The 23,765-nt window shown below is 69.6% G+C and carries 18 protein-coding genes; 8 read left to right on the top strand and 10 right to left on the bottom strand.

Annotated features, from left to right (window positions below; genetic code table 11):
* Positions 1-129 precede the first annotated feature (129 nt).
* Positions 130-1,047 carry a hypothetical protein gene (locus METUNV1_RS07270; protein WP_008060374.1) on the bottom strand — a complete coding sequence of 306 codons (918 nt, stop codon included), beginning with the start codon at positions 1,045-1,047 and terminating at the stop codon, positions 130-132.
* Between the two features lie 345 nt (positions 1,048-1,392).
* Between METUNV1_RS07270 and METUNV1_RS07265 the strand changes: the two genes are divergently transcribed.
* On the top strand, positions 1,393-6,432 hold the full coding sequence (locus METUNV1_RS07265; protein ID WP_008060369.1) for an alpha-2-macroglobulin family protein: 5,040 nt from the start codon (positions 1,393-1,395) through the stop codon (positions 6,430-6,432).
* A 28-nt stretch (positions 6,433-6,460) separates the two neighbouring features.
* Positions 6,461-7,423 carry a hypothetical protein gene (locus METUNV1_RS07260; RefSeq protein ID WP_008060368.1) on the top strand — a complete coding sequence of 321 codons (963 nt, stop codon included), beginning with the start codon at positions 6,461-6,463 and terminating at the stop codon, positions 7,421-7,423.
* Between the two features lie 281 nt (positions 7,424-7,704).
* Here METUNV1_RS07260 and METUNV1_RS07255 read toward each other — a convergent pair whose 3' ends face one another.
* Complete coding sequence (locus METUNV1_RS07255; RefSeq protein WP_008060365.1) at positions 7,705-8,115, bottom strand: hypothetical protein; 411 nt, start codon at positions 8,113-8,115, stop codon at positions 7,705-7,707.
* Between the two features lie 191 nt (positions 8,116-8,306).
* Entirely contained in the window at positions 8,307-10,175 is a 1,869-nt protein-coding gene (locus tag METUNV1_RS07250; RefSeq protein ID WP_008060364.1) for an ATP-binding response regulator, read from the bottom strand.
* 236 nt (positions 10,176-10,411) lie between these two features.
* Here METUNV1_RS07250 and METUNV1_RS07245 point away from each other — a divergent pair, with 236 nt between their 5' ends.
* The 4 genes from METUNV1_RS07245 (at position 10,412) to METUNV1_RS07230 (ending at position 13,811) form a co-directional block, all read left to right on the top strand.
* Positions 10,412-10,651, top strand: a complete 240-nt coding sequence (locus tag METUNV1_RS07245) for a hypothetical protein (RefSeq protein WP_008060363.1) — start codon at positions 10,412-10,414, stop codon at positions 10,649-10,651.
* A complete protein-coding gene (gene pbpC, locus METUNV1_RS07240) occupies positions 10,648-12,984 on the top strand; it encodes a penicillin-binding protein 1C (RefSeq protein ID WP_008060361.1) in 2,337 nt (778 codons plus the stop codon). Before METUNV1_RS07245 ends, pbpC begins: the two co-directional genes overlap by 4 nt.
* A 255-nt stretch (positions 12,985-13,239) precedes the next feature.
* Positions 13,240-13,506, top strand: a complete 267-nt coding sequence (locus tag METUNV1_RS07235) for a YlcI/YnfO family protein (protein WP_008060356.1) — start codon at positions 13,240-13,242, stop codon at positions 13,504-13,506.
* On the top strand, positions 13,503-13,811 hold the full coding sequence (locus METUNV1_RS07230; RefSeq protein ID WP_008060354.1) for a type II toxin-antitoxin system RelE/ParE family toxin: 309 nt from the start codon (positions 13,503-13,505) through the stop codon (positions 13,809-13,811). The genes METUNV1_RS07235 and METUNV1_RS07230 overlap by 4 nt, the downstream gene beginning before the upstream one ends.
* A gap of 31 nt (positions 13,812-13,842) precedes the next feature.
* Here METUNV1_RS07230 and METUNV1_RS07225 read toward each other — a convergent pair whose 3' ends face one another.
* From METUNV1_RS07225 to METUNV1_RS07205, 5 genes are all read right to left on the bottom strand, one after another.
* On the bottom strand, positions 13,843-14,439 hold the full coding sequence (locus METUNV1_RS07225; protein WP_139026317.1) for a hypothetical protein: 597 nt from the start codon (positions 14,437-14,439) through the stop codon (positions 13,843-13,845).
* A 321-nt stretch (positions 14,440-14,760) separates the two neighbouring features.
* On the bottom strand, positions 14,761-16,935 hold the full coding sequence (gene katG, locus METUNV1_RS07220) for a catalase/peroxidase HPI (protein WP_008060348.1): 2,175 nt from the start codon (positions 16,933-16,935) through the stop codon (positions 14,761-14,763).
* 459 nt (positions 16,936-17,394) lie between these two features.
* The gene (locus tag METUNV1_RS07215) at positions 17,395-17,964 is read right to left on the bottom strand and encodes an amino acid kinase family protein (RefSeq protein WP_008060346.1); all 570 of its coding nucleotides are present in this window, start codon (positions 17,962-17,964) and stop codon (positions 17,395-17,397) included.
* A 37-nt stretch (positions 17,965-18,001) separates the two neighbouring features.
* Complete coding sequence (locus METUNV1_RS07210; protein ID WP_008060345.1) at positions 18,002-19,033, bottom strand: hydantoinase/oxoprolinase family protein; 1,032 nt, start codon at positions 19,031-19,033, stop codon at positions 18,002-18,004.
* Positions 19,030-20,031 (bottom strand): ATP-grasp domain-containing protein, encoded by a 1,002-nt coding sequence (locus tag METUNV1_RS07205; protein ID WP_008060337.1) that lies wholly within the window; start codon positions 20,029-20,031, stop codon positions 19,030-19,032. The genes METUNV1_RS07210 and METUNV1_RS07205 overlap by 4 nt, the downstream gene beginning before the upstream one ends.
* Positions 20,032-20,044: 13 nt before the next feature.
* On the opposite strand from METUNV1_RS07205, the gene METUNV1_RS07200 reads away from it, so the two are divergent.
* Both METUNV1_RS07200 and METUNV1_RS07195 read left to right on the top strand, forming a co-directional pair.
* Entirely contained in the window at positions 20,045-20,716 is a 672-nt protein-coding gene (locus tag METUNV1_RS07200) for a HisA/HisF-related TIM barrel protein (RefSeq protein ID WP_081471338.1), read from the top strand.
* Positions 20,717-21,000: 284 nt separating this feature from the next.
* Positions 21,001-22,437: a sensor domain-containing diguanylate cyclase gene (locus METUNV1_RS07195; protein ID WP_008060335.1), complete on the top strand. Its 1,437-nt coding sequence runs from the start codon at positions 21,001-21,003 to the stop codon at positions 22,435-22,437.
* On the opposite strand, the gene METUNV1_RS07190 is transcribed toward METUNV1_RS07195, so the two are convergent.
* On the bottom strand, positions 22,350-23,249 hold the full coding sequence (locus METUNV1_RS07190) for a M90 family metallopeptidase (RefSeq protein WP_008060334.1): 900 nt from the start codon (positions 23,247-23,249) through the stop codon (positions 22,350-22,352). The two genes, METUNV1_RS07195 and METUNV1_RS07190, sit on opposite strands and share 88 nt — an antisense overlap.
* A 65-nt stretch (positions 23,250-23,314) precedes the next feature.
* On the bottom strand, positions 23,315-23,765 hold a 451-nt coding region (locus METUNV1_RS07185; protein WP_043359330.1), incomplete at its 5' end, for an IS110 family transposase.

The following is a 23,765-nucleotide window of genomic DNA, read 5'->3' as shown; positions in this document are numbered from 1 at the left end:
CATCCGGTAAGCGGCACGGAGCCGCCCGGCCCCGGTATCGGCCGACGCTGTTGCGCATGGCGGGGTCGCCCGGGCAATCCGGGCGAGGCTGGCCGGGGCCGGTCGCCGCGCCCGCAGGACAGCTCAGTGTCAGTGCAGTGTGCCGAGGCGGGCGACCGCGGCGGCGGTCGCTTCGGGAGAGGCGTCGGCCACGTCCATCCACACCGTGCCGTCGTCGCCGGTGCGCGCCTGCAGACCCATTGCGGCCAGTACCGCGATCACCCGGGTGCGCAGCATGTCCAGCTGCAGCGCGCGCGCCTCGCCCTCGCTGGCGGACGCACCGGCCAGCAGTGCAGCGATGCGCGGCCATTCGCGGCCGAGTATGGAGGCATCCAGGCCGGCCTTCAGTTCGGGCGCGATGTCGGCGGCGGAGCGGCCCAGGCCGGCGAGATAGCCCAGGCTGAAGGCGGTGGTCTGCATCAGCAGTGCCAGCCGCGCCATCGACAGCCCGGCCAGCGCGTCGAGATTGCCGTCGATGCGATACTCGGCGCGGGCGCGGTCGCAGGCGGCGGGCAGTTCTTCCAGCAGGCCGAGCAGGTGCGGCAGCAGCAGGTCGGCATTGTTCGGCAGCGACCAGGCGCTGGCGCGGTTGGCGCGGTATTCGTCGAACATGCGGGCGACGATGGGCGAGAACTGCGCCGCGAGCGCGTCGGCCGGTGCGGCCACTGCCGCTTCGCGCGCCAGTTCGCCGCGCCACAGTTCGCGGTGGATCAGATGCACCAGCTGCAGCAGCTGGTCGGTTTCGCCGCCCAGCGCCTGTTCCACATAGGGGGCGGCCAGCGTGAGCGTGCAGCCGTCCGCGTCGTCGCTGCGCACCAGCGGCGGGACTTCGGTCTGCCCTTCGGCGGCGGGCGCCACGTCGTCGCTCACCACCAGTGCCTTCAGGCGTTCCGCCGGCAGAGCGCCGTCGCGCGCGTACAGCCGGGCCAGCAGATCGGACAGCGTCGCGCGCAGCGCCGGCGCGGCCGATTCCAGCCGCGCACCGAGAATATGAACGGTGGTCATCATGCAAGTCACTGATTCGTCAGGGCGCGCAGCATAACGGCGCGGCGTGCGGGCGTCCATGCCTGTGCAAGCCGGGGCTTTCATTTCAGGGGTGCGGGTCGACGCGCGCCCCCTGTGGAGGCGGGGATCCTGCTACGAGAGACCGTTGATCCGCCGCCCCCACGAAACCCGCCCAGTGCGTCGCCGAGACCCTGTGGGAGCGGCGCCCTCGCCGCGATCGGCATTTGATCACGCGCCGTCTCCATTTCAGGGCCGAATCGCGCTGCGTCGCTGCGCCCGCCGGGCACACCCCAATCCTGCGCGATGCGGCGATAATCCCGACCGGTCATGACAAACGGGCGATGCTCGATGGCGAACAAAGCGGTGATCGGTTGGGTGGCGGCGCTGGCCGTGGCGGCCGCGGGTGCAGGCGCCTGGTGGCAGTTCGGGCGCGATGCGGGCGGGCCGGGCATCGCGGCGGTGGGCGACGATCCGTCCACGCCATTCGCGGTCATGGGCTGCACGGCACGCAGCCGCGACGGCGGGCCGGCGCTGGCGGTCACTTTTTCGCGGCCGCTGGCCGGACGGCAGTCGCTGACCGAGCTGATGAAGGTGACCGATCTGGGCGAGACCGAAGGCGGTCGCGACGCGGCGGACAAGGTGGCCGGCGGCTGGGTGATCGGCGACAACCCGCGGGTCGCCTATTTCAATGGCGTGCTGCCGAAACACCGCTATCGCATCGATATCGCCACCGGCGTGACCACGCGCTCCGGCGAAAAGCTGGCGGCCGCCCATCAGTGCGACACCGCGGTGGACGACATGCCGCCGGCGCATTTCTTCGCCAGCCGCGGCACCGTGCTGCCGGCCGGCCAGAACGGCGGCCTGCCCGTGGTCACGGTCAATACGCCGGAAGTCGATGTCGAGTTCCTGCGGGTCGAACCGGCCCAGCTGCCGGCCTTTCTCGACAAGGTGTATGGCATACGCCGCAATGCGCCGGCCGAAGGCGAGGAGGGCGGCGAGGGCGAATATGACGAGGGCGAGTACTACGACGGCGGCGGCGTCGATCTGCGCGGCCGCACCTCGGGCTGGTATCTGGACCAGTTCAAGGATCTGTCGACCAGCGTCTATATCGGCCGCTTCCTGACCGACGACAAGAAGGACCGCCGTCACGTCACCTTCCTGCCGGTCGAGAAGATCAGGGAACTGCAGGAGCCCGGCGTCTATATCGCGGTCATGCGCGCGCCTGGCAGTTTTGCCGGTGACTATCAGACCACCTATTTCCACGTCAGCGACATTGGCCTGCATCTGCACCGCAACGGCAGCCGCATCGACGCCTTCGCCACCTCGCTGAAATCCGGTCGCGCGCTCGACGGCGTCGAGTTCGAACTGCTGGATGGTGACGGCAAGCGGGTGGGCGCGCTGAAGGGTGACGGCGACGGCCGCGCCGCCTTCGACGCGGTACCGGCCAACGCCCAGCTGGTGATCGCCCGGCGCGGCCGCGAAATGTCGGTGGTGTCGCTGGCCGAAGCGGCGCTGGACCTGTCCGAATTCGACACTGCCGGCCTGCTGCCGGCACAGACGAAGCTGTTCGCCTGGAGTGGCCGCGACCTGTACCGGCCGGGCGAGCAGTTCGAGGTGTCGCTGCTGGCGCGCGACGCCGACGGTCGCGCCATCGCGGCATTGCCGGTCAGCGCCACGCTGAAGCGGCCGGACGGCCGCACCGTGAGCCAGCGCGTATGGAAGCCGTCGGCCGAACAGCCCGGCTATTACCGGCAGCCGATCGCCATTCCGGCGGACGCCCAGACCGGCAGCTGGATGCTGGAACTGCGGGCCGATCCGGCCGCGAAAAAGCCGGATGCGCTGATGCGCTTCCGGGTCGAGGAATTCCTGCCCGAGCGCATGAAGCTCACGCTGAAGTCGGACGAACGGGTGCTGACCGAAGGCGCGCCCTTCGACATCGGCGTGCAGGGCGACTACCTGTACGGCGCACCGGCCGCCGGCAACCGGCTGCTGGCCGCGCTGGCGGTCGAGCGGCTGCGCTTCGCGCTGCCGCAGAAGAAGCCGGGCTTCATATTCGGTGACTTCGCCGATGACAGCGTGAAGGGCCGGCGCGAACTGGAAGAAAGCGCGCTCGATGACCGCGGCGCCGCGAAGGTCGAGGTGCCGTATGACGCCGGCAGCGCGAAGTCACCGCTGTCGCTGCGGGTGGCGTTCTCGCTGCTCGAATCCGGCGGCCGCCCGGTGGTGCGTTCGGTCGAGCGCGCCTGGTGGCCGGCGCCGGCGCTGGTCGCGGTGCGCCCGCTGTTCGAGCGCGACGTCGCGCGCGAGTCGTCGCTGGCCGAATTCGAGATCGGCCGCTTCCTGCCGGATGGCGCTTTCGCGCCCATCGACAAGGCCAATATGCGGCTGTTCAGGGAAGAGCGGCAGTACTACTGGCGCTTCGACGACCAGCGCGGCTGGCATTCCGGCTTCAGCGAAAACGACGAACTGGTCGACAGCCGCAGCGTCGCGCTGAAGGCGCAGGCCAAGGTCGGCTTCCCGGTCACCTGGGGCCGCTACCGGCTGGAAATCGATGACCCGCAGTCCAGGCTCACGATGCGCTACCGCTTTTACGCAGGCTGGGGCGCGCAGGACAACGAGGCGCTGGGCAACCGACCGGACCGGGTGCAGGTGAAGCTCGAAGGCGCGCCCTACAGGGCGGGCGACACGGTGAGAGCCACGGTCACGCCGCCGCACGACGGTGATGCGCTGGTGCTGGTCGAGGGCGACCGCGTGCTGTGGGCGAAGCGGGTGAAGGTGAGCGCCTCCGGCACCGCAATCGAGGTGCCGCTGGACAAGAGCTGGAACCGGCATGACCTCTATCTGTCGGTGATCGCCTTCCGGCCGGGCAGTGAAGGCAGCCGGGTCACGCCGGCGCGGGCGCTCGGCCTGGCCCACCTCCCGCTCGCGCGCGAGGACCGCCGGCTCAAGGTGGCGCTGGACGCACCGGCCAAGGTCGAGCCGGAAACCAAGACCACGGTGAAGGTGAAGGTCGATGGCGCTGCCGGGCAGGCGGCCTGGGTCACGCTGTCGGCGGTGGATCAGGGCATTCTGAACATCACGAAATTCCCGACGCCCGACCCCTTCGCCTACTTCTTCGGCCGGCAGCGCTACGCCGCAGATCTGCTGGACCTGTACGGCCGGCTGATCGAGAAGATGGATGGCTCGCGCGGCCGGCTCAAGTGGGGCGGAGACGCCGGCATGCGCGATTCGCAGAGCATGCCGAAGAAGGTGAAGCTGGTCGATCTGTTCTCCGGCCCGGTAAAACTGGACGACAAGGGCGAAGCGGCGATCACGCTGGCGCTGCCGGATTTCAACGGCAGCCTGCGGCTGATGGCGGTGGCGTCCACTCCGGAGCGCTATGGCCACGGCGAGCGCGAACTGACGGTGGCCGCGCCCATCGTGGCCGAGCTGGCCACGCCGCGCTTCATCGCGCCGGGTGACCGCGCCACGGTGGCGCTGGACGTGACCAATCTGACCGAGTCGCCGCAGCAGATCCGGCTCACGCTGTCGGCCGAATCGCCAGCGCGCATCGCCGACGGCGGCCGCACGCTCACGCTGGCGCCGAAGCAGCGCGAAACGCTGCGCTTCGACGCCGAGGCGGTCGAGGCCGAAGGGCTGGCGCGGCTGAAGCTGGTGCTCGACGCGAGCGGCGGTGCGAAGCCCCTCCATATCGAACGCGAAGCCGCACTGCAGGTGACGCCGCCGGTGGCGCTGGAGCGCACCGCGCTGCGCATCAAGGTCGAGCCGGGTGCGCGCCAGGTGATCGACGCCGCGCTGCTCGAAAAATTCTGGCCTGCATCGGCCACGCTGGCGGTCAGCGCCTCGTCCAGCCCGCCGCTGAACATTCGCGAAAGCGTGCGCGGCCTGCTGCGCTACCCCTACGGCTGCGCAGAACAGACGGTCAGTTCGGCCTGGCCGCATGTCATCGTCGATGATGCCTATGCGAAGGAACTGGGTCTGAAGCCGTACAGCCGGGCCGAACGCGCGGCCATGGTCGAGGGCGCGATCGGCCGGCTGGCCGGCATGCAGGGCGCGGCCGGCGGCATGACCATGTGGGGCGGCGGCGAGTACGAGCACTGGATCACCGCCTATGTCGGCGGCTTCCTGATCGACGCGAAGGCGGCCGGCTTCACCGTTCCGGAAAGCTTCCAGAAGAAGATGGGCGACTGGATGCTGAAGGAATTCCAGCTCGCGCCGTCGCAGATGCCGCGGCTGCCGGCGCAGGTCGGCACCCAGCCCGGCCAGATGGATCTGCTGCGCGGCGCTCACCTGCGTTTCGCCAACGCCGCCCATCTCGGCTACGTGCTGGCGCGCGAGCAGCGCGCGCCGCTGGCCACGCTGCGCCTGCTGCACGACGAGCACCGCCAGCTGGCGAAGTCGCCGCTGGCGCTGGCCCATCTCGGTCTGGCGCTCAAGCTGATGGGCGACGAGGCGCGCGCCCGCGTCGCGCTCGACGAGGCGCTGGCCAGACCCTACGGCCTGCGCGGAAACGACAGCGAATACGAGTGGCTCGGTGACTACGGCAGCCCGCTGCGCGACCGCGCCATGCTGTACGCGCTGCTCGCCCGGCACGAGGTGAAGCTCGACCGCGCCGCCAACCTGCTGTTCGAACTGTCGAACGACACCGCGAAGCGCCGCTGGCTGTCCACCCAGGAACAGATCGCCATGGTGATGGCCGGCCGCGCCGCCGGTCTGGGTGCCGGCAAGCCGTGGTCGCTGACGCTCGAAGGGGGCGAAGCCTACAAGGGCGAGAAGCCGGCCCTGCTGCCGCTGGATGCTGCGGCCGCCCGCAAGGGCGCTGCGCTCACCAACACCGGTGAGGCACCGCTCTATGTGGAGGTCGAAGGCGCCGGCTATCCGAAGGTCGCGCCGCCGGTCGACAACGGTCTGGGCAGTGCGCAGCGCACGCTGTTCGAGGCGGACGGACGTCCGTGGGGTGGCCGCGCGCTGAAGGTGGGCGATCTGATGCTGGTGCGGGTCGAGGTGAGGCCGACCCGGCGCGCCGACGACGCGCTGGTGGTCGACCGCCTGCCGGCCGGTCTGGAAATCGAGAACCAGAACCTGTCGCAGGGGCCGCAGGCGAGCGAATTCGCGCTGCAGCTGCCGGGCGGGCAGACGCTGCGCGTGATGGACACGCTGACCGACAACCGGGTGAAGCACCGCGAGTACCGAGACGACCGTTTCGTCGCGGCGGTGAAGCTCGACGCGGCACCGATGAACCTCATCTACATGGTGCGGGTGGTGACGCCCGGCCGCTACAGCGTGCCCGGCACCTTCGTCGAGGACATGTACCGTCCGGAACTGCGCATCGTCGGTGAACGCGGCGCGCCGCTGGACGTTGTGGACAGCGTGGCGGGCCGCCGCTGAGCGCCCGCCGCACAACAGGAGATTTGCGATGAAACCTGACTGGCTCAGAACACTGCCCGTCGCCTGCATGACCGCGCTGGGTCTCGCACTGCTTGCCGGCACCCCGCCGGCCCGGGCGGACGGTGCGGCGGAGTTTTCCGCATGGAGCAGCGCCGCGCGCACGCGCTGCGATGCCGACGCCCGCGACGGCGGCAGGCTGGATGAAGTGCGTTTCCACCGCTGCATGGTCGATGCGCACGAACGCAGCGGCTGGGTGCCACAGGACCGCATCGAACGCTGTCGCGAAAAGTCCGGCGCCTTCTGGGGCAACCGGCCGGGCGAAAGCGACGAATCGCTGTGGAACTGCCTGCAGCGCGAAGCGCGCAAGCAGGCCGATTCAGGCATGGCGCCGGCGGTCGCGGCGCGCAGCCAGCACGGGTCGATCGAGCGCGCAGCCGCCCGTCGCCCGGCCTGCGAGGCGTGGGCGCGCGACAACATCGAAGAGGGCGGGCCGGTGCTGAGCTATGTGTCGCGCTGCATGTACGGCACCGCGTCGCCGGCCGCCATCGGCGCCGAAATGAGGCTGGGCCGGCCCGGGGCCGACGAAGGGTCCGCGCTGTCGCAGATCATGCCGGCCGACAATCCGGCACGCGCCGGCAACCGCGCCTGGTGCGCCGACCAGAATGCCGGCCGCGGCGATTCCGGCCATCTGCGCTTCGACTGCGCCTGCGTGGATGATCTCACCGTGCGCGAACAGCGTCTGCGCCGCATCGATGACGGCCGCATCGCGCAGCGCCGTTTCGACCTCAAGCCCTGCTTGGACCGCGCGGCCACGGCCGACATCGTGGTGAAGGACATGGGCGGTCGCGGACTCGACAGTCTGCTGGACCGGGACAGCGTGATCCGCACCCGCGACGCCTGCTATCGGCGCGCGGTCGAGCGCGATCTGGACATCGCGGTGGTGGCTGACCGCAGCCGGCTGCGCAAGGAACTGGAGAAGCGCTGCAAGTAAGTGGCTGCTCCGGCAGCACGGGAATATCGAGCCAGGTGTCTTCAGCAGAGCCAGCGCCTGGCCCGGTGGGCGCGGCGCCCTCGCCGCGATGCGGGCGGCAATCACTCCGGCATTGCGGTCAAGGGCATGATCGCGGCGAGGGCGCCGCTCCCACAAGAGCACTGCGCCCACAAGGGCGCCGCGCCCGCAGGGGCGCAGCGCGGACAGGACGCTGACCGCGCTGCTGCGGAAGGCTTTTCTTCCGCCAGGTCTCCGTGCTGAGCGCGGTGGCGGGTCCTGCCTCAGGCGGCGTTGAAATACTGCCGGATCGCTTCGTCCGAGGTGTGGGTGTTCAGCTCGCTCACCTGCATCACCACGCTGCCGCTGGACCACATGTAGTGCTTGCGGAACCACTCGCGCAGTTCGGCCGAGCCTTTCTGCATCGCGCCGACGCGGCCGGCTTCGACCAGGAAGTGCAGGGCGCGGTCGGCGCCCGGGGTTTCGCGGGTGACCACGCGGTGCTTTTCCATCGGATGGAACAGGCGGCCCACGTCGTAGGCGGTGACGGTGGCCGGCTGGGTGGCGAGTATCTGATCCAGCCGGTCGACTGCGGTCACCCAGGCGTCGTCCAGCTTGAAGCGCTGCTTCACGCTGTCCAGCCAGGCGCGGAGCAGCGGGACGTAATCGTGTTCGGTGGCGCGTTCTGTTGTCATTCTGTCCATCCTCATCGGGGCTGGCGTGGGCAGCGCTCAGCACATCGAAATGCCTATCGACCCCGATGACGTCAGCTTGAGCGCGCTGGCGGACCGCGGTGTGCGCTATTTGGCGGTGCCGGTCGACCGGCGGGCGTGAATCCGTGCAGCGCGCCGGCGCTGGAAGGCTGCAGGGCGGATTCGACCGAAGTTCAGTGCGTGGCGCGGCTGCCGGCTGTGTCCGCCTGAATCACAGTCGGGCTCACCGGCACGGCGGTGGTCGCCTGCGCGGTCATGCCGCCTGCCGTGGCTTCGCTCTGCAGGTCGGCTTCCATCGTCGCCTGCAGCGCCGCGATCAGCCGTTCGGCGGACACCGGCTTGTACAGCACCGGCAGGCCGCTGGCGCGGGCGCGCTGCAGGCGGTCGGGGGCGGTGTCGCCGGTAATGAGCAGCGCCGGCAGCGCTTCGCCGGCCTCGGCGCGCAGCGCTGCGATCAGCGCCAGACCGTCCTCGTCGCCGCGCAGCCGGAAATCGCAGATCAGTGCGTCGACCGGATCGTCGCGTTCGCGCGCAGCCCGCAATGCGGCCCGCGCCTGGCTGCCGTCCTCGGCCAGTGCCACCTTCATGCCGGCGCCTTCGAGCGCGGCGGCGGTCGAGGCGCGCACCTGGGCTTCGTCGTCGATCACCAGCACGTGCAGCGCCCAGTCGGCCAGCGCGGGCGCGGCCGGTGCGTGTCCGGTGTCGCCGTGCGCGGGCGGCAGGGCGAGCGGCGCCCACAGCCGGAACAGGGTGCCGCGGCCCGGCTGCGAGCGCAGCGCGAGCGGCATGGTCATCAGGTCCGCCAGCCGGCGCACGATGGCCAGCCCCATGCCCAGGCCGTGTGCGCGGTCGCGCTCCGGGTTGCCCACCTGATAGAACTCCTCGAACACCCGCGCCTGTTCGTCCGGCGGAATGCCGATGCCGGTATCGCGCACCTCGATCGCCACGCCGCCGTCGCGCAGCCTGGCGCCGACCAGCACGCCCCCGCGTGCCGTGAACTTCAGCGCGTTGTGCACCAGATTGCCGAGCAGGCGCTCCAGCAGTTGCGGGTCGCCCAGCACCCAGTGACACCCGGGGCGGAAGCGCAGCATCAGCCCACGCGCTTCGGCCTGCGGGCCGAAACTGGCGTCCAGCGCGCGGCACAGCGCGGCCACCGACACCGGTTCGCTGCGCGCGCGGATCACGCCGGCGTCCAGCCGCGACACTTCCAGCATTTCGTTGAACGACATTTCCAGCGCATTCACGCACTGCATCAGGTTGTCGGCCAGCGTGCGTTCGGCGCCGCCGTCGAGCCGGCGCTGCAGCGCGGTGCCGAACAGCCCGAGCGAGTGCAGCGGCTGCCTCAGGTCGTGACTGGCGGAGGCGAAGAAGCGGGTGCGTTCTTCGCTGGCGCGGCGCGCGATGGCGATCTGCTCTTCCAGCTGGAGCGCCAGTGCCTCCTTCTCGTAGCGGCTGCGCAGCGCTTCGGTCAGCAGCCGGTGCTGCTGCAGGCCGAAATCGAGATTCACGTACAGATAGACCAGCGCCGACACGCCCATGAACAGATGCAGCGCGTCACCCTGCCACAGCATGGCACTCGACAGTCCGAGCATGACCGGTATCGGAAAGCTCAGCAGCGCGCGCCGGTGCGGCGCCAGCGAGGCGATGGAGCCGGTGGTCATGCCCATCAGCACCAGCATCATGAGCGCGGTCACCAGCGCGTTGTCGCGCGGGAAGAACAGCCAGGGCGACAGGCCCCAGATCGAGGCATTCACCAGCAGCGCGCGGGCGTACCAGTTGCCGGCCGCGGCCGGATCGCGCGCCTCCGGCGGGGTGCGCAGATAGCGCCGGCAGCCGAGATAGCGCCACAGCTGGCAGCTGTGCAGCAGCGCCGCCCACAGCAGCGCGCCGCGGTCGCCGGTCTGTGCCCAGGCGATGGTCCAGAACCCCAGGCCGACGAAGAAGGCGGCGATGGCGCCGCTCCAGCTGGTGCGCATCATCGAATCGACCTGCTCGCGCAGGATGCGCGCGCCGATGTCGTCGGTGTGGGCAGGGACGGTCATCGTGAACGCGGGCGCCGCACCGGACGGCGGCGGGCGAGGGGGCGGAGGCGGTTCATCGGTCGCAGCCAGAGGCAGTTTCGGTGGGCGTCGCGGGCGAAGGGCAGTGTCGGCATCGCCCGTACGGCTGTCAATCTGCACGGCAGCGCCGGGCGGGCCCGCGCCGACAGCGGTAACATGCGGGCGCTTTGCTTTCCTCGTTCCTTTTCTCACTCTCCTTTCCTCGCGTTCCTGAGCCGATGCGCCTCCTCACCCTGATCGCCAACAGTCTCGATGGACGCATGCTGCGCGACATCCTGGCACTGGACGGCCTGCATGTGCAGCTGGTGCCGGCGCCGGCCGAGGTGCGCCAGGGCGGGGCGGTGGCGCTGCTGATCGAGGATGACGAATTCGACCGTGCCCGTGCCACGCTGGCGCGCTGGGCGGCCGAGCATCCGGGCATCGTGTCCGACCCGCCGCCGGCCACCGATCCGGCATGAGCCGGGCCGCTGCCGGCGCCTTCATCCGCCGTCATCCCCGCTGGTCGCTGCTGTTCGCACTGTGTGCGCTGCTGTGGGCGCTGGACCGCCTGTTTCCGCCGCCGCTGCCATCGGGCAACGATGGCTTCATCGTGCTCGCGCGCGACGGCAGCCCGCTGCGCGCCTGGCCGGGCAGCGATGGCGCCTGGCGCTATCCGGTCACGCCGGCCGAAGTGTCGCCGCGCTACATCGAGGCGCTGCTGGGTTACGAGGACCGCGGCTTCCGCTGGCATCCGGGCGTCAATCCGGCTTCGCTCGCGCGCGCTGCGTGGCAGTGGGCGAGCACCGGCCGCATCGTGTCCGGTGGCTCGACGCTCACCATGCAGGTGGCACGCATCCTCGAACCGGTGCCGCGCACGCCGCGCGGCAAGCTGCGCCAGATCGTGCGCGCACTGCAGCTGGAATGGCGGCTGTCCAAGGACGACATCCTCACCCTCTATCTGAACCATGCGCCGATGGGCGGCATCGTCGAGGGCGTCGAAATGGCCAGCCGGGCGTATCTCGGCAAGCCGTCGCGTGAGCTCAGCCACGCCGAAGCGGCGCTGCTCGCCACGCTGCCGCGCGCGCCCAGCCGGCTGCGGCCGGACCGCGCACCGCAGGCGGCCCAGGCCGCGCGCGACCGGGTGCTGGCGCGGCTGGAACGCTTTGGCGTCTGGTCGCCGGAGGTGGTGGCCGATGCGCGCATCGAACCGGTGATCGCGCAGCGCCTGCAGGGCGCCTGGCTGGCACCGCTGGCCGCCGAACGTCTGCGCGGACAGGCGCGACGCGCCGGCAGCGCCGGCCTCACCCGCGTGGCCAGCACGCTGGACCGCGAACTGCAGGCCACGGTCGAGCGCCTGCTGGCCGACCGCGCCAGCGTGCTGCCGCCGCGGGTGTCGATCGCGGCACTGGTGGTGGACGCCGCCACGCTGGAAGTGCGCGCCTACGCCGGCTCGGCCGACTTCGCCGACAACGCGCGCGGTGCCCATGTCGACATGGTGCGCGGCGTGCGTTCGCCCGGCTCGGCGCTCAAGCCCTTTCTGTACGCGATGGCGCTGGATGACGGCCTCATCCATTCCGAAAGCCTGCTGATCGACGCGCCGCAGGCCTTCGGCGGCTACCAGCCGGGCAACTTCCAGGCGGACTTTTCCGGGCCGGTCAGCGTGTCCGAAGCGCTGCAGCGATCGCTCAATGTGCCGGCGGTCGATCTGCTGGACCAGATCGGCCCGGCGCGCTTCGCCGCCCGGCTCACCGAGGGCGGCATCAAGCCGCGCATCGCCACCGGCGAACAGCCCAACCTCAGCCTCATCCTCGGCGGTGCCGGCGTCACGCTGGAAGAACTGGTCGGCGGCTACCGCGCGCTCGCCGCCGGCGGTGTGGCCGGCAAGCCGCGGCTCACGCCGGACGCGCCCATCGAGGAAGCGCGACTGATGAGCGAGGGCGCGGCCTGGATCGTGCGCGACATCCTCGAGGGCGGCGGCCATCCGGACCGACCTTTCGTCGAGGGGGGCGGCGCCGCGCCGCTGGCGTGGAAAACCGGCACCAGCTTCGGCTTCCGCGACGCCTGGGCGGTCGGTGTGTCCGGCCGCTACGCGCTCGGCGTGTGGCTGGGCCGGCCGGACGGCACGCCCAATCCAGGCTTCTTCGGTGCCAATGTCGCAGCCCCCTTGCTGAAGGACATCGCGGCCGCGCTGCCGCACGAGGTCGTTCCTTCGCGCGAGCGGCCGGCCACGGTGCAGCCGGTGGATATCTGCTGGCCGCTCGGCACCGCCGCCGCCGACACGCCCGCGCCGCTGTGCCACCGCCGCCGCAGCGCCTGGTCACTGACCGGTGCGGTCCCGCCCACCCGTCCGGACCGCATCGACGGCAGCAGCCTGCGCCAGACGGTCTGGATCGATCCGGCCTCCGGCCTGCGCACCGTGCCCGGCTGCGGCCACGGCCAGCCGCGTGACACCGCCCGCTGGCCCACGCTGCTGCAGCCCTGGCTGGCCGGCTGGCTGCCCGCCGACCAGCGCGTACCCGACTGGCAGCCCGGCTGCGCCCCCGCTGGCGGCGCCCCGGCTGCCACGCTGCGCATCGTCGGCCTGAACGACGCCAGCCGCCTGCGCCCGGCCCCGCATCAGCGCCACGTGTCGCTGCAACTCGCCGTACGCGGCGCGCAGGGGCCGGTGTACTGGCTGCTCGATGGCCGGCGGGTCACGCCGGATGCCGGCGGCAAGCTGCTGCTGACCGAATCCGGGGCGCACCGGCTGACCGTGATGGACGAGGGCGGACGGCATCACAGCGTGGCATTCACGGTGGATGCGCCACCCTGAAGCCGAGCTGTCGGAACACCTTAGGCGCAGCACGTCGCCGGTCCGTCGTGCCACTGGTCGAGGTCAGGGCGGGTTCCGCAGGCGCGGCGCCTCGCCGCGATTGCAGCCGTGAATGGGCGATGGTGTGCGAATGAGCGCCGCCCCCACAGGACCGGTTCGCATCCAGCCTTAATCGGCACTTACGCCTGGTCGCGTTGCCTCGCTCCGGAACATGATCCACAATTGCATCGCAACTGCAATGCAAAGAGGCTTCCGATGAAAACCGCCACCATTCCGTCACTGCGCGTCGAGCCTGAATTGAGAGAAGCGGCCGAAAAAGTGCTGCAGGAGGGAGAAACCCTCTCCAGCTTTGTCGAGGCGTCGATCCGCGAAAGTATCGCTCGGCGTCAGATGCAGACCGAATTTCTCGCCTGTGGCCTCGCCTCGCGCGACCGCGCACGCGAAACCGGACGCTACACGCAGGCCGACGACGTCGTGGCGCGTCTGGACAGGATGCTCGCCGAAGCGAAAGCGGGCAGATGACTTACCGCCTCCGCTTTACCGAAGAAGCGGAAGCGGATCTGGTCCGGCTGTTTCAGTTTCTGCTGGAGCGGGACCCGGCCGATTTCTTACTGGCGGAGCGCGCGCTGGACGCGATACGCAAGGCCCTCCGCAGCCTTGAGTTCATGCCCTTCAGCTTTCGCAAGGCGGTGCCCGGCAACCCCTTCATCCGCGAAATCGTCATTCCGTTCGGAGCAAGTGGGTATGTCGCGCTGTACGAAATCGAGAACGACGAAACCGTCACCGTGCTGGCGGTCAGGCATCAGCGGGAGGACGACTATTACTGATGCCAGCGTGGAGGGCCAGAGGGAGCGGCAGTCAGGAGCGCAAAAGTTTCCTCGAACTTCGCGTGTTGTCGTGGAACGCAGCGAGCCGGGTGTGCTCAGGCGTTGCCTGATAGAGAACATCAAAAATATCGTCGAAGGTCCTGATTGCAAGAAGCGCGTTTTCCGGCGTCATCGCCCGCTCCACGGATGAGAGCGGAAAATCTAGGAATTCCGGAAGATGCTCCGCCGCAGCCGTAAATGGCCCTTCGACCACAAGCTCATGCTTCGGATGCACCATGGCATGCCGAAATTCAATGAGATTCGTCAGGCTGCTCCAAGGGTGTTTGTTCCAGTCGATATTGATCCCGAGCAACCGCCTGATCGCCTTGAACTTGTCGTCGAGTGGCTTTCGCTCGTACGTGTCGATCCAGGTAGGACACAGAGCGACCCCAAGAGTATTCGCAAGCCCCTCAAGCGCGAGCGCAGTGAACGTCATCGCGACCGCGGCGTGCGACTGCCACGCAGGTGAAGGATTTCCCTGAGGATCCGGTCGGCAGGCTTGCTCAGAATCGCGTGCGATGATCATTAAATTCTTGTGCGGTGCGTAGTTGCGCTCCTGCCGAACCTCAACAATCCCTCCTTCGTTCACTTCCCTCTCCTGGCCACAATTGCTGCACACCTTGGTCCGAAGTCTGTCGGACTTCGTCTGACAGACGGAAAACTACGCGGTTGGTGATGGGTTCAACCTGCTACCAAGCCGTTTTTCTCCCCAAACTGATTATTCCATCAGCCTTACAGATCCTCCTTGTGATGGTCGGCAGAACACTACAAGACGGTAGCCGGTTCGTTTTCCATCGCGGCGAAGGCGCCGCTCCCACCGGGACCGTGTGGGGTTGAAAGAAAAGGCCCGCCCCGCGGATGCGGGAGCGGGCCTTGAGCGCACACCGCGCTCTCGCGCGGCGGACCAGCCTCAGTTGAGATCGTAGCGGTCGGCGTTCATCACCTTGGTCCAGGCGGCGACAAAGTCGCGGACGAACTTTTCCCGGTTGTCGTCCTGGGCATAGACCTCGGCGTAGGCACGCAGGATGGAGTTCGAGCCGAACACCAGATCGACCCGGGTGGCGGTCCATTTCACCTGGCCGGTCTTGCGGCAGCGGATTTCGTACGTATTGCTGCCGGTCGGCTTCCAGCTGTTGGCCATGTCGGTGAGGTTCACGAAGAAGTCGTTCGTGAGTGCGCCGACGCGGTCGGTGAATACGCCGTGCCGGCTGCCGCCGTGGTTGGCGCCGAGCACCCGAAGGCCGCCGATCAGCACGGTCATTTCAGGGGCGGTGAGGCCCATGAGCTGGGTACGGTCGAGCAGCAGTTCTTCCGGCGTGACCACGTAGTCGCGCGGCTGCCAGTTGCGGTAGCCGTCGGCCGCCGGTTCCAGCACCTCGAACGAGTCGACGTCGGTCTGCGCCTGGGTGGCGTCGCCGCGGCCGGGGGCGAAAGGCACCTCGACGCTGAAGCCGGCGGCCCTGATCGCCTGTTCGATACCGACATTGCCGGCCAGCACGATGACATCGGCCACGCTGGCGCCGGTTTCCGCGGCGATGCGCTCATACACCGCCAGCATTTTCGCCAGCCGTTCCGGTTCGTTGGCGGCCCAGTCCTTTTGCGGCGCGAGGCGGATGCGCGCGCCGTTGGCGCCGCCGCGGAAGTCGGAGGCGCGGAAGGTGCGGGCGCTGTCCCAGGCGGTGGCGACCATGTCGCCGACGCTCAGGCTGGCGGCGGCGATCTTCGCCTTGACCGCGGCCACGTCGTAGCCGGTGCGGCCGGCCGGCACCGGGTCCTGCCAGGTCAGCTCTTCGGCCGGCACTTGCGGCCCGATGTAGCGCGTCTTCGGCCCCATGTCGCGGTGGGTGAGCTTGAACCAGGCGCGGGCGAACACTTCGCTGAAATAGGCCGGGTCGGCGTGGAAGCGCTCGGAAATCTTCCGGTAGGCCGGATCCATCTTCATCGCCATGTCGGCGTCGGTCATGATGGGGTTGTGGCGCACCGACGGATTCTCGGCGTCGACCGGCTTGTCTTCTTCGCGGATGCCCACCGGCTCCCACTGCCAGGCGCCGGCCGGGCTCTTCTTCAGTTCCCAGTCATAGCCGAGCAGCAGCTTGAAGTAGCCGTCGTCCCACTTCGTAGGGTGGGTGGTCCAGGCGCCTTCGAGGCCGCTGGTGACCGCCTGGTTGCCGACGCCGCGGGTGCTGTGGTTCATCCAGCCGAAGCCCTGTTCCTCGATCGGTGCGCCTTCGGGCGACGGGCCGAGCAGGGCGGCGTCGCCATTGCCGTGCGCCTTGCCCACGGTGTGGCCGCCGGCGGTAAGCGCCACGGTTTCCTCGTCGTCCATCGCCATGCGGGCAAAGGTGACACGCACGTCGTGGGCGGTCTTCAGCGGGTCGGGCTGGCCGTCCACGCCTTCCGGGTTCACGTAGATGAGACCCATCATGACCGCGGCCAGCGGATTATCGAGGTCGCGCTCGCCGGAGTAGCGGCTGTGCGGGTTGTCGGTCTTGGCCAGCCACTCCTTTTCCGAGCCCCAGTAGATGTCCTTTTCCGGATGCCAGATGTCTTCGCGGCCAAAGGCGAAGCCGTAGGTCTTCAGACCCATGGACTCATAGGCCACCGTGCCGGCGTACAGGATGAGATCGGCCCAGGACAGCTTGTTGCCGTACTTTTTCTTGATCGGCCACAGCAGACGGCGGGCCTTGTCCAGGTTGCCGTTGTCCGGCCACGAGTTGAGCGGCGCGAAGCGCTGGTTGCCGGTGCCGCCACCGCCCCGGCCGTCCGCCACGCGGTAGGTGCCGGCGGCATGCCAGGCCATCCGTATCATCAGCCCGCCGTAGTGACCCCAGTCGGCCGGCCACCAGTCCTGGCTGTCGGTCATCAGCGCGGTCACGTCCTTGCGCAGCGCGTCGAAGTCGAGCTTCTTCACCTCTTCCCGGTACTCGAAGCCTTCGCCCATCGGGTTGGTCTTGCGATCGTGCTGGTGAAGGATGTCCAGGTTCAAGGCCTTGGGCCACCATGACATCACGTTGATGTCGCTGGACGTAGCGCCGCCGTGCATGACGGGGCAGCGGCCCGCAGGGGTCGTATCTCGGGTGTTCATGTCGCTCTCCTTGTTTTTCGGGACCCCGTTGCCATGCATCGGTTGGGGTCTGGACTGCGCCCGGAAAAACGCTCGCGGGCAGTTCGTGCTGCTTAACAGGTGCGGGGGGAGCAAAACCCCGCCATGACAGCGCTGCGTGCTGCTTTGATTCTCTGCGTGCCGGCATCGGGTCTGGATTAAGCAGGCGCCGGCCGACCGCGCGATACCGATTCTGCAACGCCCTGACCAGCGCCGTGATCGTTATTTTCTCCAGATTTGGATTAAGTCTAAACGGCGGTCTGCCCATCACGACAAGGCGACCGCCGGGCACGGTGCCGGAGTTCATGACCGCACGAGCATGCGGCAGGCAGGCGGGCGGAATGTTCCCGTCTTCCGACGTACGTGAGGCCGCCCGGGCGGAAGAGACGTGCGGGCAGAGCGCGGCAGGCGTGCCGCGAGGGGGCGCGAACGCGCCTGCACTTACGGCAGCGCGTCGGCCTGAATCAGCCGGACCGCCACGCCGGTGCGCGCGGCGAGCGTGGGCAGGTGGCAGTCGATGATGCCGAGCGCGGCCAGTGCGGCGAGGTCGGCGTCCGGCAGCGCACAGGATTTCACCAGCTCCACTTCCGGACTGCCGATGCGCGCGGCCAGCCAGACCGCGATGCTGTCCGAAGTGACGGTCCAGTCGCGCGGCAGCGTGGCATCGAGGTCGAGTTCGCGGGCCGGCAGCCACACCGGCGTGCGGCCGGCGGCGCACAGCGCGGCCAGCGCGACCGCGTCGTCGCACGCGACGAGGCGTGGATACAGGTCGCACAGCATCAGCCCGCACTGATCCATCGCGCGCAACGCCATGCGATGCGCCGCATCGTCCGAAAAGGCCCAGTCGGCCTGCGCCGCGCGGACCGCGTCGGCATACGGACCGCCGCCGGGCACGATGACCGCCTGTCCGGCCAGTTCGCCGGTCAGCCGCTCGCACCAGCGGCGCAGGCGGCCGTCCTGCGCATCGCTCAGCAGGCTGCCGCCGAGCTTGATGACGCGGGGTGCGCTCATCGTGGCGTGAGGTTCCGGTGAGGCCGGGGCAGCCAGGTCATCCGGCGTCCGTCGCGAGCAGCGCGACCGCGACCGCCGGCGCGCAGGTGGTGGCGTCGTCCGCGCAGTCGGGGGCGAGTTCGCGCAGCAGTTCGCCCAGCGCGAGCGTCGGACGGCCGAGCGCGCGGGCGAGGCGGGCCGCGACGAAGCGGCCGGCGCCGGCGCACACGACCGGCGCGTCGGCAGCCAGCGTACGCATGCCCGGCAGGCCGCGGCAGGCATCGACCAGCGCGCCGAGCTGGGCGTTGGCAAAGGCGGCGGCGAGCGCGCGCCAGTCGTCCATCGAACCTTCGTCGAGGTCACGACCTATCATGCGGGCCAGCCGGCGCGCGCAGGCTTCCGGTGTCTTGGCGCCACCGTCGGCCGCCGGATACTGGTCGGCATGGTCCGGCAGTTCGCCCAGCAGACGCCACACGTCGGCACTGGTGGCGAAGTATTCGGCCATCAGCCGGTGCCGCCGGCCGCGGAATTCGATGGCGGAAGCCAGCGCCATCAGCGGCGTGCGGACGACGCCGGCATAGACCAGTTCGCCGCTGATCAGACGATCGGCGTCGGTGCGGCTGGCGGTGGCCACGCCCCCGTCGATGACGATGAGATCGCTGGTGGTGCTGCCGATGTCGGCCAGCAGTGCCTGGGGCAGCCGGGTGGCGATCCAGGCCGCGGTGGCCAGCCAGTTGGCCGAGGCGATGTCGTCTGCGTGGGCGTGCGCGCTCTCGACCGCCGCCCAGCCGGCGCGGCCGGCGTACAGCGCGATGTCGCCGCGCAGACGCGTGCGCATGCGCTGCGCGATGCCGGCCACGCCGTCGGCGCGCGAGGCGAACAGGTCGGTCATTTCGCCGGTCATGGTGATCGCATGCTGCGGCGCCTCGCCCAGCACCGACAGCACTTCGGCGACGGCGGCATCCAGCCTGTCCAGACCCTGCCACAGCGGGCAGGCCACCTGCACCACGCCGCTCACCTGTCCGTCGATTACCCGCGCCGCCTTCACATGGGCGCCGCCGATGTCCCAGCCGATGCGCACGGCGCTCATGCCGCCTCCCGTGCAGGGGCCAGCACGATGCGCTGCGGCCGCGGGGTGGCGGGCTGGGGCAGGCGGCCGCGCCGCAGGGCGTCCAGCGTTGCCGCGATCAGATTGATGCCTGTGGCGTCGCGCAGCGCACAGGCCGAGGTGCTCATGCGCGGATTGATTTCCACCACCACCGGGCCGTCGTCGGTGTCGACGAAATCCACGCCTACCGGACCGAGCAGGCCGGGCAGGGTGGCCGCGATGCGCTCCGCGAGGCGTTCGTGCGCGGGCGAAGCCGGAATGTCGCCGACCGCCAGCGCGGCCAGCGTGATGCGGCCGCCATTGTCGGCGAGCACCTGGCGGTTCACCGACAGCAGCACTGCGTGCCCGCGTACGCACAGCAGATTCATGCTGCAGGCTTCACCTTCCAGCCAGGGCTGGGCGACGCGACCGCCGGGTGCTGCGCGCAGTGCCTCGGCGGCGGCCGCGCGGTCGGGCAGGCGCTGCAGGTCGTCGCAGCCGGCGCCGTCGTCCGGCTTCACTGCCCAGGCGCCGAGAATATCGGGCAGGGTGTCCGGGTCGGTGTAGTGAGGCAGCACCGCGATGCCGGCGCGGGCCAGCGCACGCGCGGTGCGCGATTTCGATGCAGCGAGCGCGCTGGTCGCGCTGTCGCAGCCGAGCAGCGGGCGGCCGGCGGCTTCCACCCGGGCGGCCAGCGCCGCCAGCACGCCGCCGGTTTCCGGTGCCACCACCAGCACCGCATCGGCGCGCGTCAGCGCCGCATCGAAGGCGGCGTCGAAACGGGCGGCTTCGGTGACCGGAATCCGTTCCGCCTCAGGATGCGCAGGCAGGTCGAGCCGCGTGTCGTGCAGCGTGAGTACCGTGGTGTCCGGCAGGTCGAGTGCGTCGCGCAGCAGCGCGTCGCGCATCAGTGCCCCTTCGCGTGCGAGCGAGGGCGGCAGCGGCGCACTGGCCAGACCGCCGCCGGTGATAAACTCGAAAACGAAAATGCATTGATTCATATGGGATTTTCTTGTGCCTGAACTGATTCCTGTGATCGATCTGATGCAAGGTCAGGTCGTTCACGCACGCCGCGGCGACCGGCAAGCTTACCAGCCACTGCGCTCCCGCCTGGTCGAGGGCTGCGCGCCCGAAGCGGTGGTGGATGCGCTGATCGCGGCCACCGGCGCCGGTCATCTGTACATCGCCGACCTCGACGCGATACGCGGGCTGGGCGACCACCGGGCGCAGATTGCCGCGCTGGTCGCGCGCCATCCGGCGATCGAGTTCTGGGTCGATGGCGGTTTCGCCGGCGCCGCCGCGGCCCGCGCGCTGCATGCGGCCACCGGCGCCCTGCCCATACTGGGCAGCGAAACCCTGACCGAGCCGGCTGCGCTGGCCACCCTGGCCGCGACCGGCGTACCGGCGCTGCTGTCGCTGGACCACCGCGGCGGGCTGCCGCTCGGACCCGCCTGGGCGCATGACGCCACGGGCTGGCCGGCGCGGGTGATCGCAATGGAGCTGGCGCGGGTCGGCGCCGACTCAGGCCCGGATCTGGCGCTGATCGCGCGCCTGCGCGCGCTACGGCCGCAGGTGTCGGTCATCGCCGCCGGCGGCGTGCGCGATGCCGCCGATCTGGCCGCGCTGGACGCGGCCGGCGTACCGGCGGTGCTGGTCGCCAGCGCGCTGCACGACGGCCGACTCTGAAAAAAATGGTTGCTTTTGTCTCTACTGTTGCGCTGCGGTAAGACATTTTGATCCAGGTCGGGAATATTTCCCGATACCCGGGTGTAGATTGGGTTTGAGCGTCCGCTCACGGGAGGGCGGGGCGCGATGGACGGTACCGCGGGGACACGGTACCGATGCGGCGAGGCCGGCCGGCGACCCGTGCGGACACATGCGCGGGCACTGTTCAGCGGCGCCGGATCACCGGCGGACTCGACATGTTGATCAAAAGAAGAAGGGGGGCGAGCGGTCGCGTTCCCGCACTGATGTCCACGCATCCGGCCGGGCCCGGCGAAATCCGGCTGATCCGCTTCGTCGTGCTGTTCTCGATGCTGCTGTTCGCGCTCAGCCTGCCGTTCCTGCGCATGCCGCTGCCCCAGTACCCGGCCTTCATGGCGATGTATGACGCGGCGCTGTTCGTCGTCTACCTGATCACCGCCGTACTTCTCTACAGCCACGGCCACACGCTGCGCTCGCGCGCGCTGATGCTGCTGGCTGACGGCTTCCTGTTCGTGTCGGTACTCATCGTGCCGCACATGTTTACCTTTCCCGGTCTGTTCGCACCGTCCGGACTGCTCGGCGCCGGGCGGCAGACCACGGCCTGGATCTATCAGCTGTGGCACGGCGGCTTTCCGCTGTTCGTGCTGCTGTACGTGAGGGAGGCCCAGCGTGAGCGCGAGGCGGTGGCCGACGCCGACCGGCCGCGTCCGTCCATCTACCGCCACATCGCGGTGTCGCTGCTGGCGTCCGCGTGCGCGCTGGCGCTGGCGCTGAGCAGCGACGCGATGCTGCCGGCGCTCATGCAGGACAGGCAGGACTACGCAAGCGACCGCCACTGGGTGATCTGGCTCCCGTGGCTGCTGAACATGGCCGCGCTGGGGCTGCTGCTGCGCAAGCGCCCGCAGGCTGCGCTCGACCTCTGGCTCATCGTGACCCTCATCACCCTGGTGCTGGAGGTTTCAATGGCGGCGCTGTTCAACAACGCCCGCTACGACCTCGGTTTCTATGTCGGCCGGGTGAACGGGCTGATCGCGGCCAGTCTTGTGCTGATCGCGCTGCTGATCGAGAACGGCCGGCTGTACGCGCTGCTCGGCCGGGCGCACGAACGCATGCAGCAGCGCGCCGACGAGCTGGAGCGCCGCAGCGCCCAGGACGGGCTGACCGGCGTCGCCAACCGCCGTCATTTCGACCTCATGCTGGGTCGCGAATGGCGGCGCGCGCAGCGCAGCGGACTGCCGCTTTCGCTGCTGATGCTGGACGTCGATTTCTTCAAGCACTTCAACGACCGCTACGGCCACATCGCGGGTGACCACTGTCTGAAGGCGGTGTCGGCGGTACTGGCCGGCTGCACCCGACGGGCGTCCGATGTGGTGGCGCGCTACGGCGGCGAGGAATTCGCGGTGCTGCTGCCGGATACCGCCGGCGACGATGCGCAGCTGCTGGCGGAAGCCATGTGCGCCGCAGTGCGCGAGCGCGCGGTGCCACACGAGGATTCCAGCGTCAGTCCGGTGGTGACGGTCAGCGTGGGTGTGGCGACCTTCAACCCGGCGCCGGGGATGGGCAGCCGCGCCACGGTGCGGTCGGCGCAGCTGGTCGACGCCGCCGACCACGCCCTCTACCGGGCCAAGGACGGCGGACGCAACCGTGTGGTGGTGGCGGACGCCAGCGCGGTCATCTGCCAGATGACCGGATCGGCCCGGTAGTACTCGCGCAGCGCGTCATACAGCTCAGGCAGTTCGCGTGCCAGCGCATGCGGGCGCTCGAAGAAGCTTTCGCTGGCCACCGCGAAGAATTCGGCCGGGCTGTGCGTGCCGTAGGGGTCGAGCGACGGCGGTTCGCCGGCCGCGACCTGCTGGTTCAGCAGCGCATAGGCCGCGCCCATCACCGCCGCCCAGCGCGCGATGCGCGCGGCACCCCGCATCGGCGGCGCGCCGTTGGCCTCGCCGTTCTGCTGGTCGAGCTGGTGCGCGAATTCGTGGATGACCACGTTGTGACCGTCGTCCGGGTCGGCCGCGCCGGCCAGTACCGCGTCCCAGGCCAGCACCACCTGACCGCGCGCCGACGATTCGCCCAGATGCACCCGCGGGCCGAAGTGCTCGACGCCGCTGGCGTCGGTTTCGCGTCGCTGCACCGCGAACGCGCTGGGATAGAGCAGGATTTCGCGCACGTCGGCGAGGTCGTCCAGCGGCCGGTTCAGCACCAGCAGACAGGCCTGGGCGGCGATCAGCACCTTCATGTCCTCGCTCACCACCAGGCCATCGCAGCCGACGAAGCGCTTCTCGGCGATGAAGATGCGGATGCAGCGGCGCAGCCGTCGCTGCAGGTCAGGCGGCAGGCGTCGCCAGGCCGGCATCCGTCGCTGCAGCAGCCGGCGCCATTCCGCCGGAAAGGGCTGGTTCGCCAGCCTGCGACGGCGCAGCGCGGTGCGCAGCGGTGTGGTGATAAGCCACAGCGCGGCTGACAGCAGCAGCGTCAGCAGCGCACCCAGCGCAAGGAGTGAGGAGAGCGATTCCATCTTTCGCAGATCGGGGCGGGGGGCGGTGTTTCAAGCGCAGGGTTGAGCGGGGTGTGTGGGAGATTCTATGTTCCAACGCAAGCGTTTTCGTGTTGTTTAGGAACGTAGTTGGAAGCGTTCTTCATCAACGAGAAGGCGACCCGTGCGAGCTTTCTTGCCAGAGCGACCAGCGCCTGGGTGCGGCTGAATCCGCGCTGGAGCAAGCGCTGGTAGAACGGTTGCCAGGTGCTGGAGCGGCTGGCCGCCATGGCGGCGTTATAGAGCAGACGGCGCATCTCGGCATCCCCCTTCTTGCTGAGCGCGCCGCGTCCGCGCTGGGTGCCCGATTGGCGCACGGTCACATCCAGGCCCAGGAAGGCGATGAAGGCATCGCCGCCGCTGAAGCGGGCGCGGTGGAAGGTGGCGCACAGGCCTGCGGCGGTGAGTGCGCCGATGCCTTCGACCTTCAGGATGCGCCGGTACGGGTCACTCCAGCCGCTGGCGCCGATCAGCGCGGCGATGCGCTGTTCCAGCCGT

Source organism: Methyloversatilis universalis FAM5, assembly GCF_000214035.2.
In the GTDB taxonomy this organism is placed as follows: Bacteria; Pseudomonadota; Gammaproteobacteria; order Burkholderiales; family Rhodocyclaceae; genus Methyloversatilis; species Methyloversatilis universalis.
Note: the sequence above shows the minus strand (reverse complement) of the source record. Positions and strands in the feature narration are given on the sequence as shown.

Bases quoted from the DNA above. Each gene is read 5' to 3' on its own strand.
- METUNV1_RS07270 (WP_008060374.1), bottom strand. From the start codon at position 1,047: ATGATGACCACCGTTCATATTCTCGGTGCGCGGCTGGAATCGGCCGCG.
- METUNV1_RS07265 (WP_008060369.1), top strand. From the start codon at position 1,393: ATGGCGAACAAAGCGGTGATCGGTTGGGTGGCGGCGCTGGCCGTGGCG.
- METUNV1_RS07260 (WP_008060368.1), top strand. From the start codon at position 6,461: ATGAAACCTGACTGGCTCAGAACACTGCCCGTCGCCTGCATGACCGCG.
- METUNV1_RS07255 (WP_008060365.1), bottom strand. From the start codon at position 8,115: ATGACAACAGAACGCGCCACCGAACACGATTACGTCCCGCTGCTCCGC.
- METUNV1_RS07250 (WP_008060364.1), bottom strand. From the start codon at position 10,175: ATGACCGTCCCTGCCCACACCGACGACATCGGCGCGCGCATCCTGCGC.
- METUNV1_RS07245 (WP_008060363.1), top strand. From the start codon at position 10,412: ATGCGCCTCCTCACCCTGATCGCCAACAGTCTCGATGGACGCATGCTG.
- pbpC (WP_008060361.1), top strand. From the start codon at position 10,648: ATGAGCCGGGCCGCTGCCGGCGCCTTCATCCGCCGTCATCCCCGCTGG.
- METUNV1_RS07235 (WP_008060356.1), top strand. From the start codon at position 13,240: ATGAAAACCGCCACCATTCCGTCACTGCGCGTCGAGCCTGAATTGAGA.
- METUNV1_RS07230 (WP_008060354.1), top strand. From the start codon at position 13,503: ATGACTTACCGCCTCCGCTTTACCGAAGAAGCGGAAGCGGATCTGGTC.
- katG (WP_008060348.1), bottom strand. From the start codon at position 16,935: ATGAACACCCGAGATACGACCCCTGCGGGCCGCTGCCCCGTCATGCAC.
- METUNV1_RS07215 (WP_008060346.1), bottom strand. From the start codon at position 17,964: ATGAGCGCACCCCGCGTCATCAAGCTCGGCGGCAGCCTGCTGAGCGAT.
- METUNV1_RS07210 (WP_008060345.1), bottom strand. From the start codon at position 19,033: ATGAGCGCCGTGCGCATCGGCTGGGACATCGGCGGCGCCCATGTGAAG.
- METUNV1_RS07205 (WP_008060337.1), bottom strand. From the start codon at position 20,031: ATGAATCAATGCATTTTCGTTTTCGAGTTTATCACCGGCGGCGGTCTG.
- METUNV1_RS07195 (WP_008060335.1), top strand. From the start codon at position 21,001: ATGTCCACGCATCCGGCCGGGCCCGGCGAAATCCGGCTGATCCGCTTC.
- METUNV1_RS07190 (WP_008060334.1), bottom strand. From the start codon at position 23,249: ATGGAATCGCTCTCCTCACTCCTTGCGCTGGGTGCGCTGCTGACGCTG.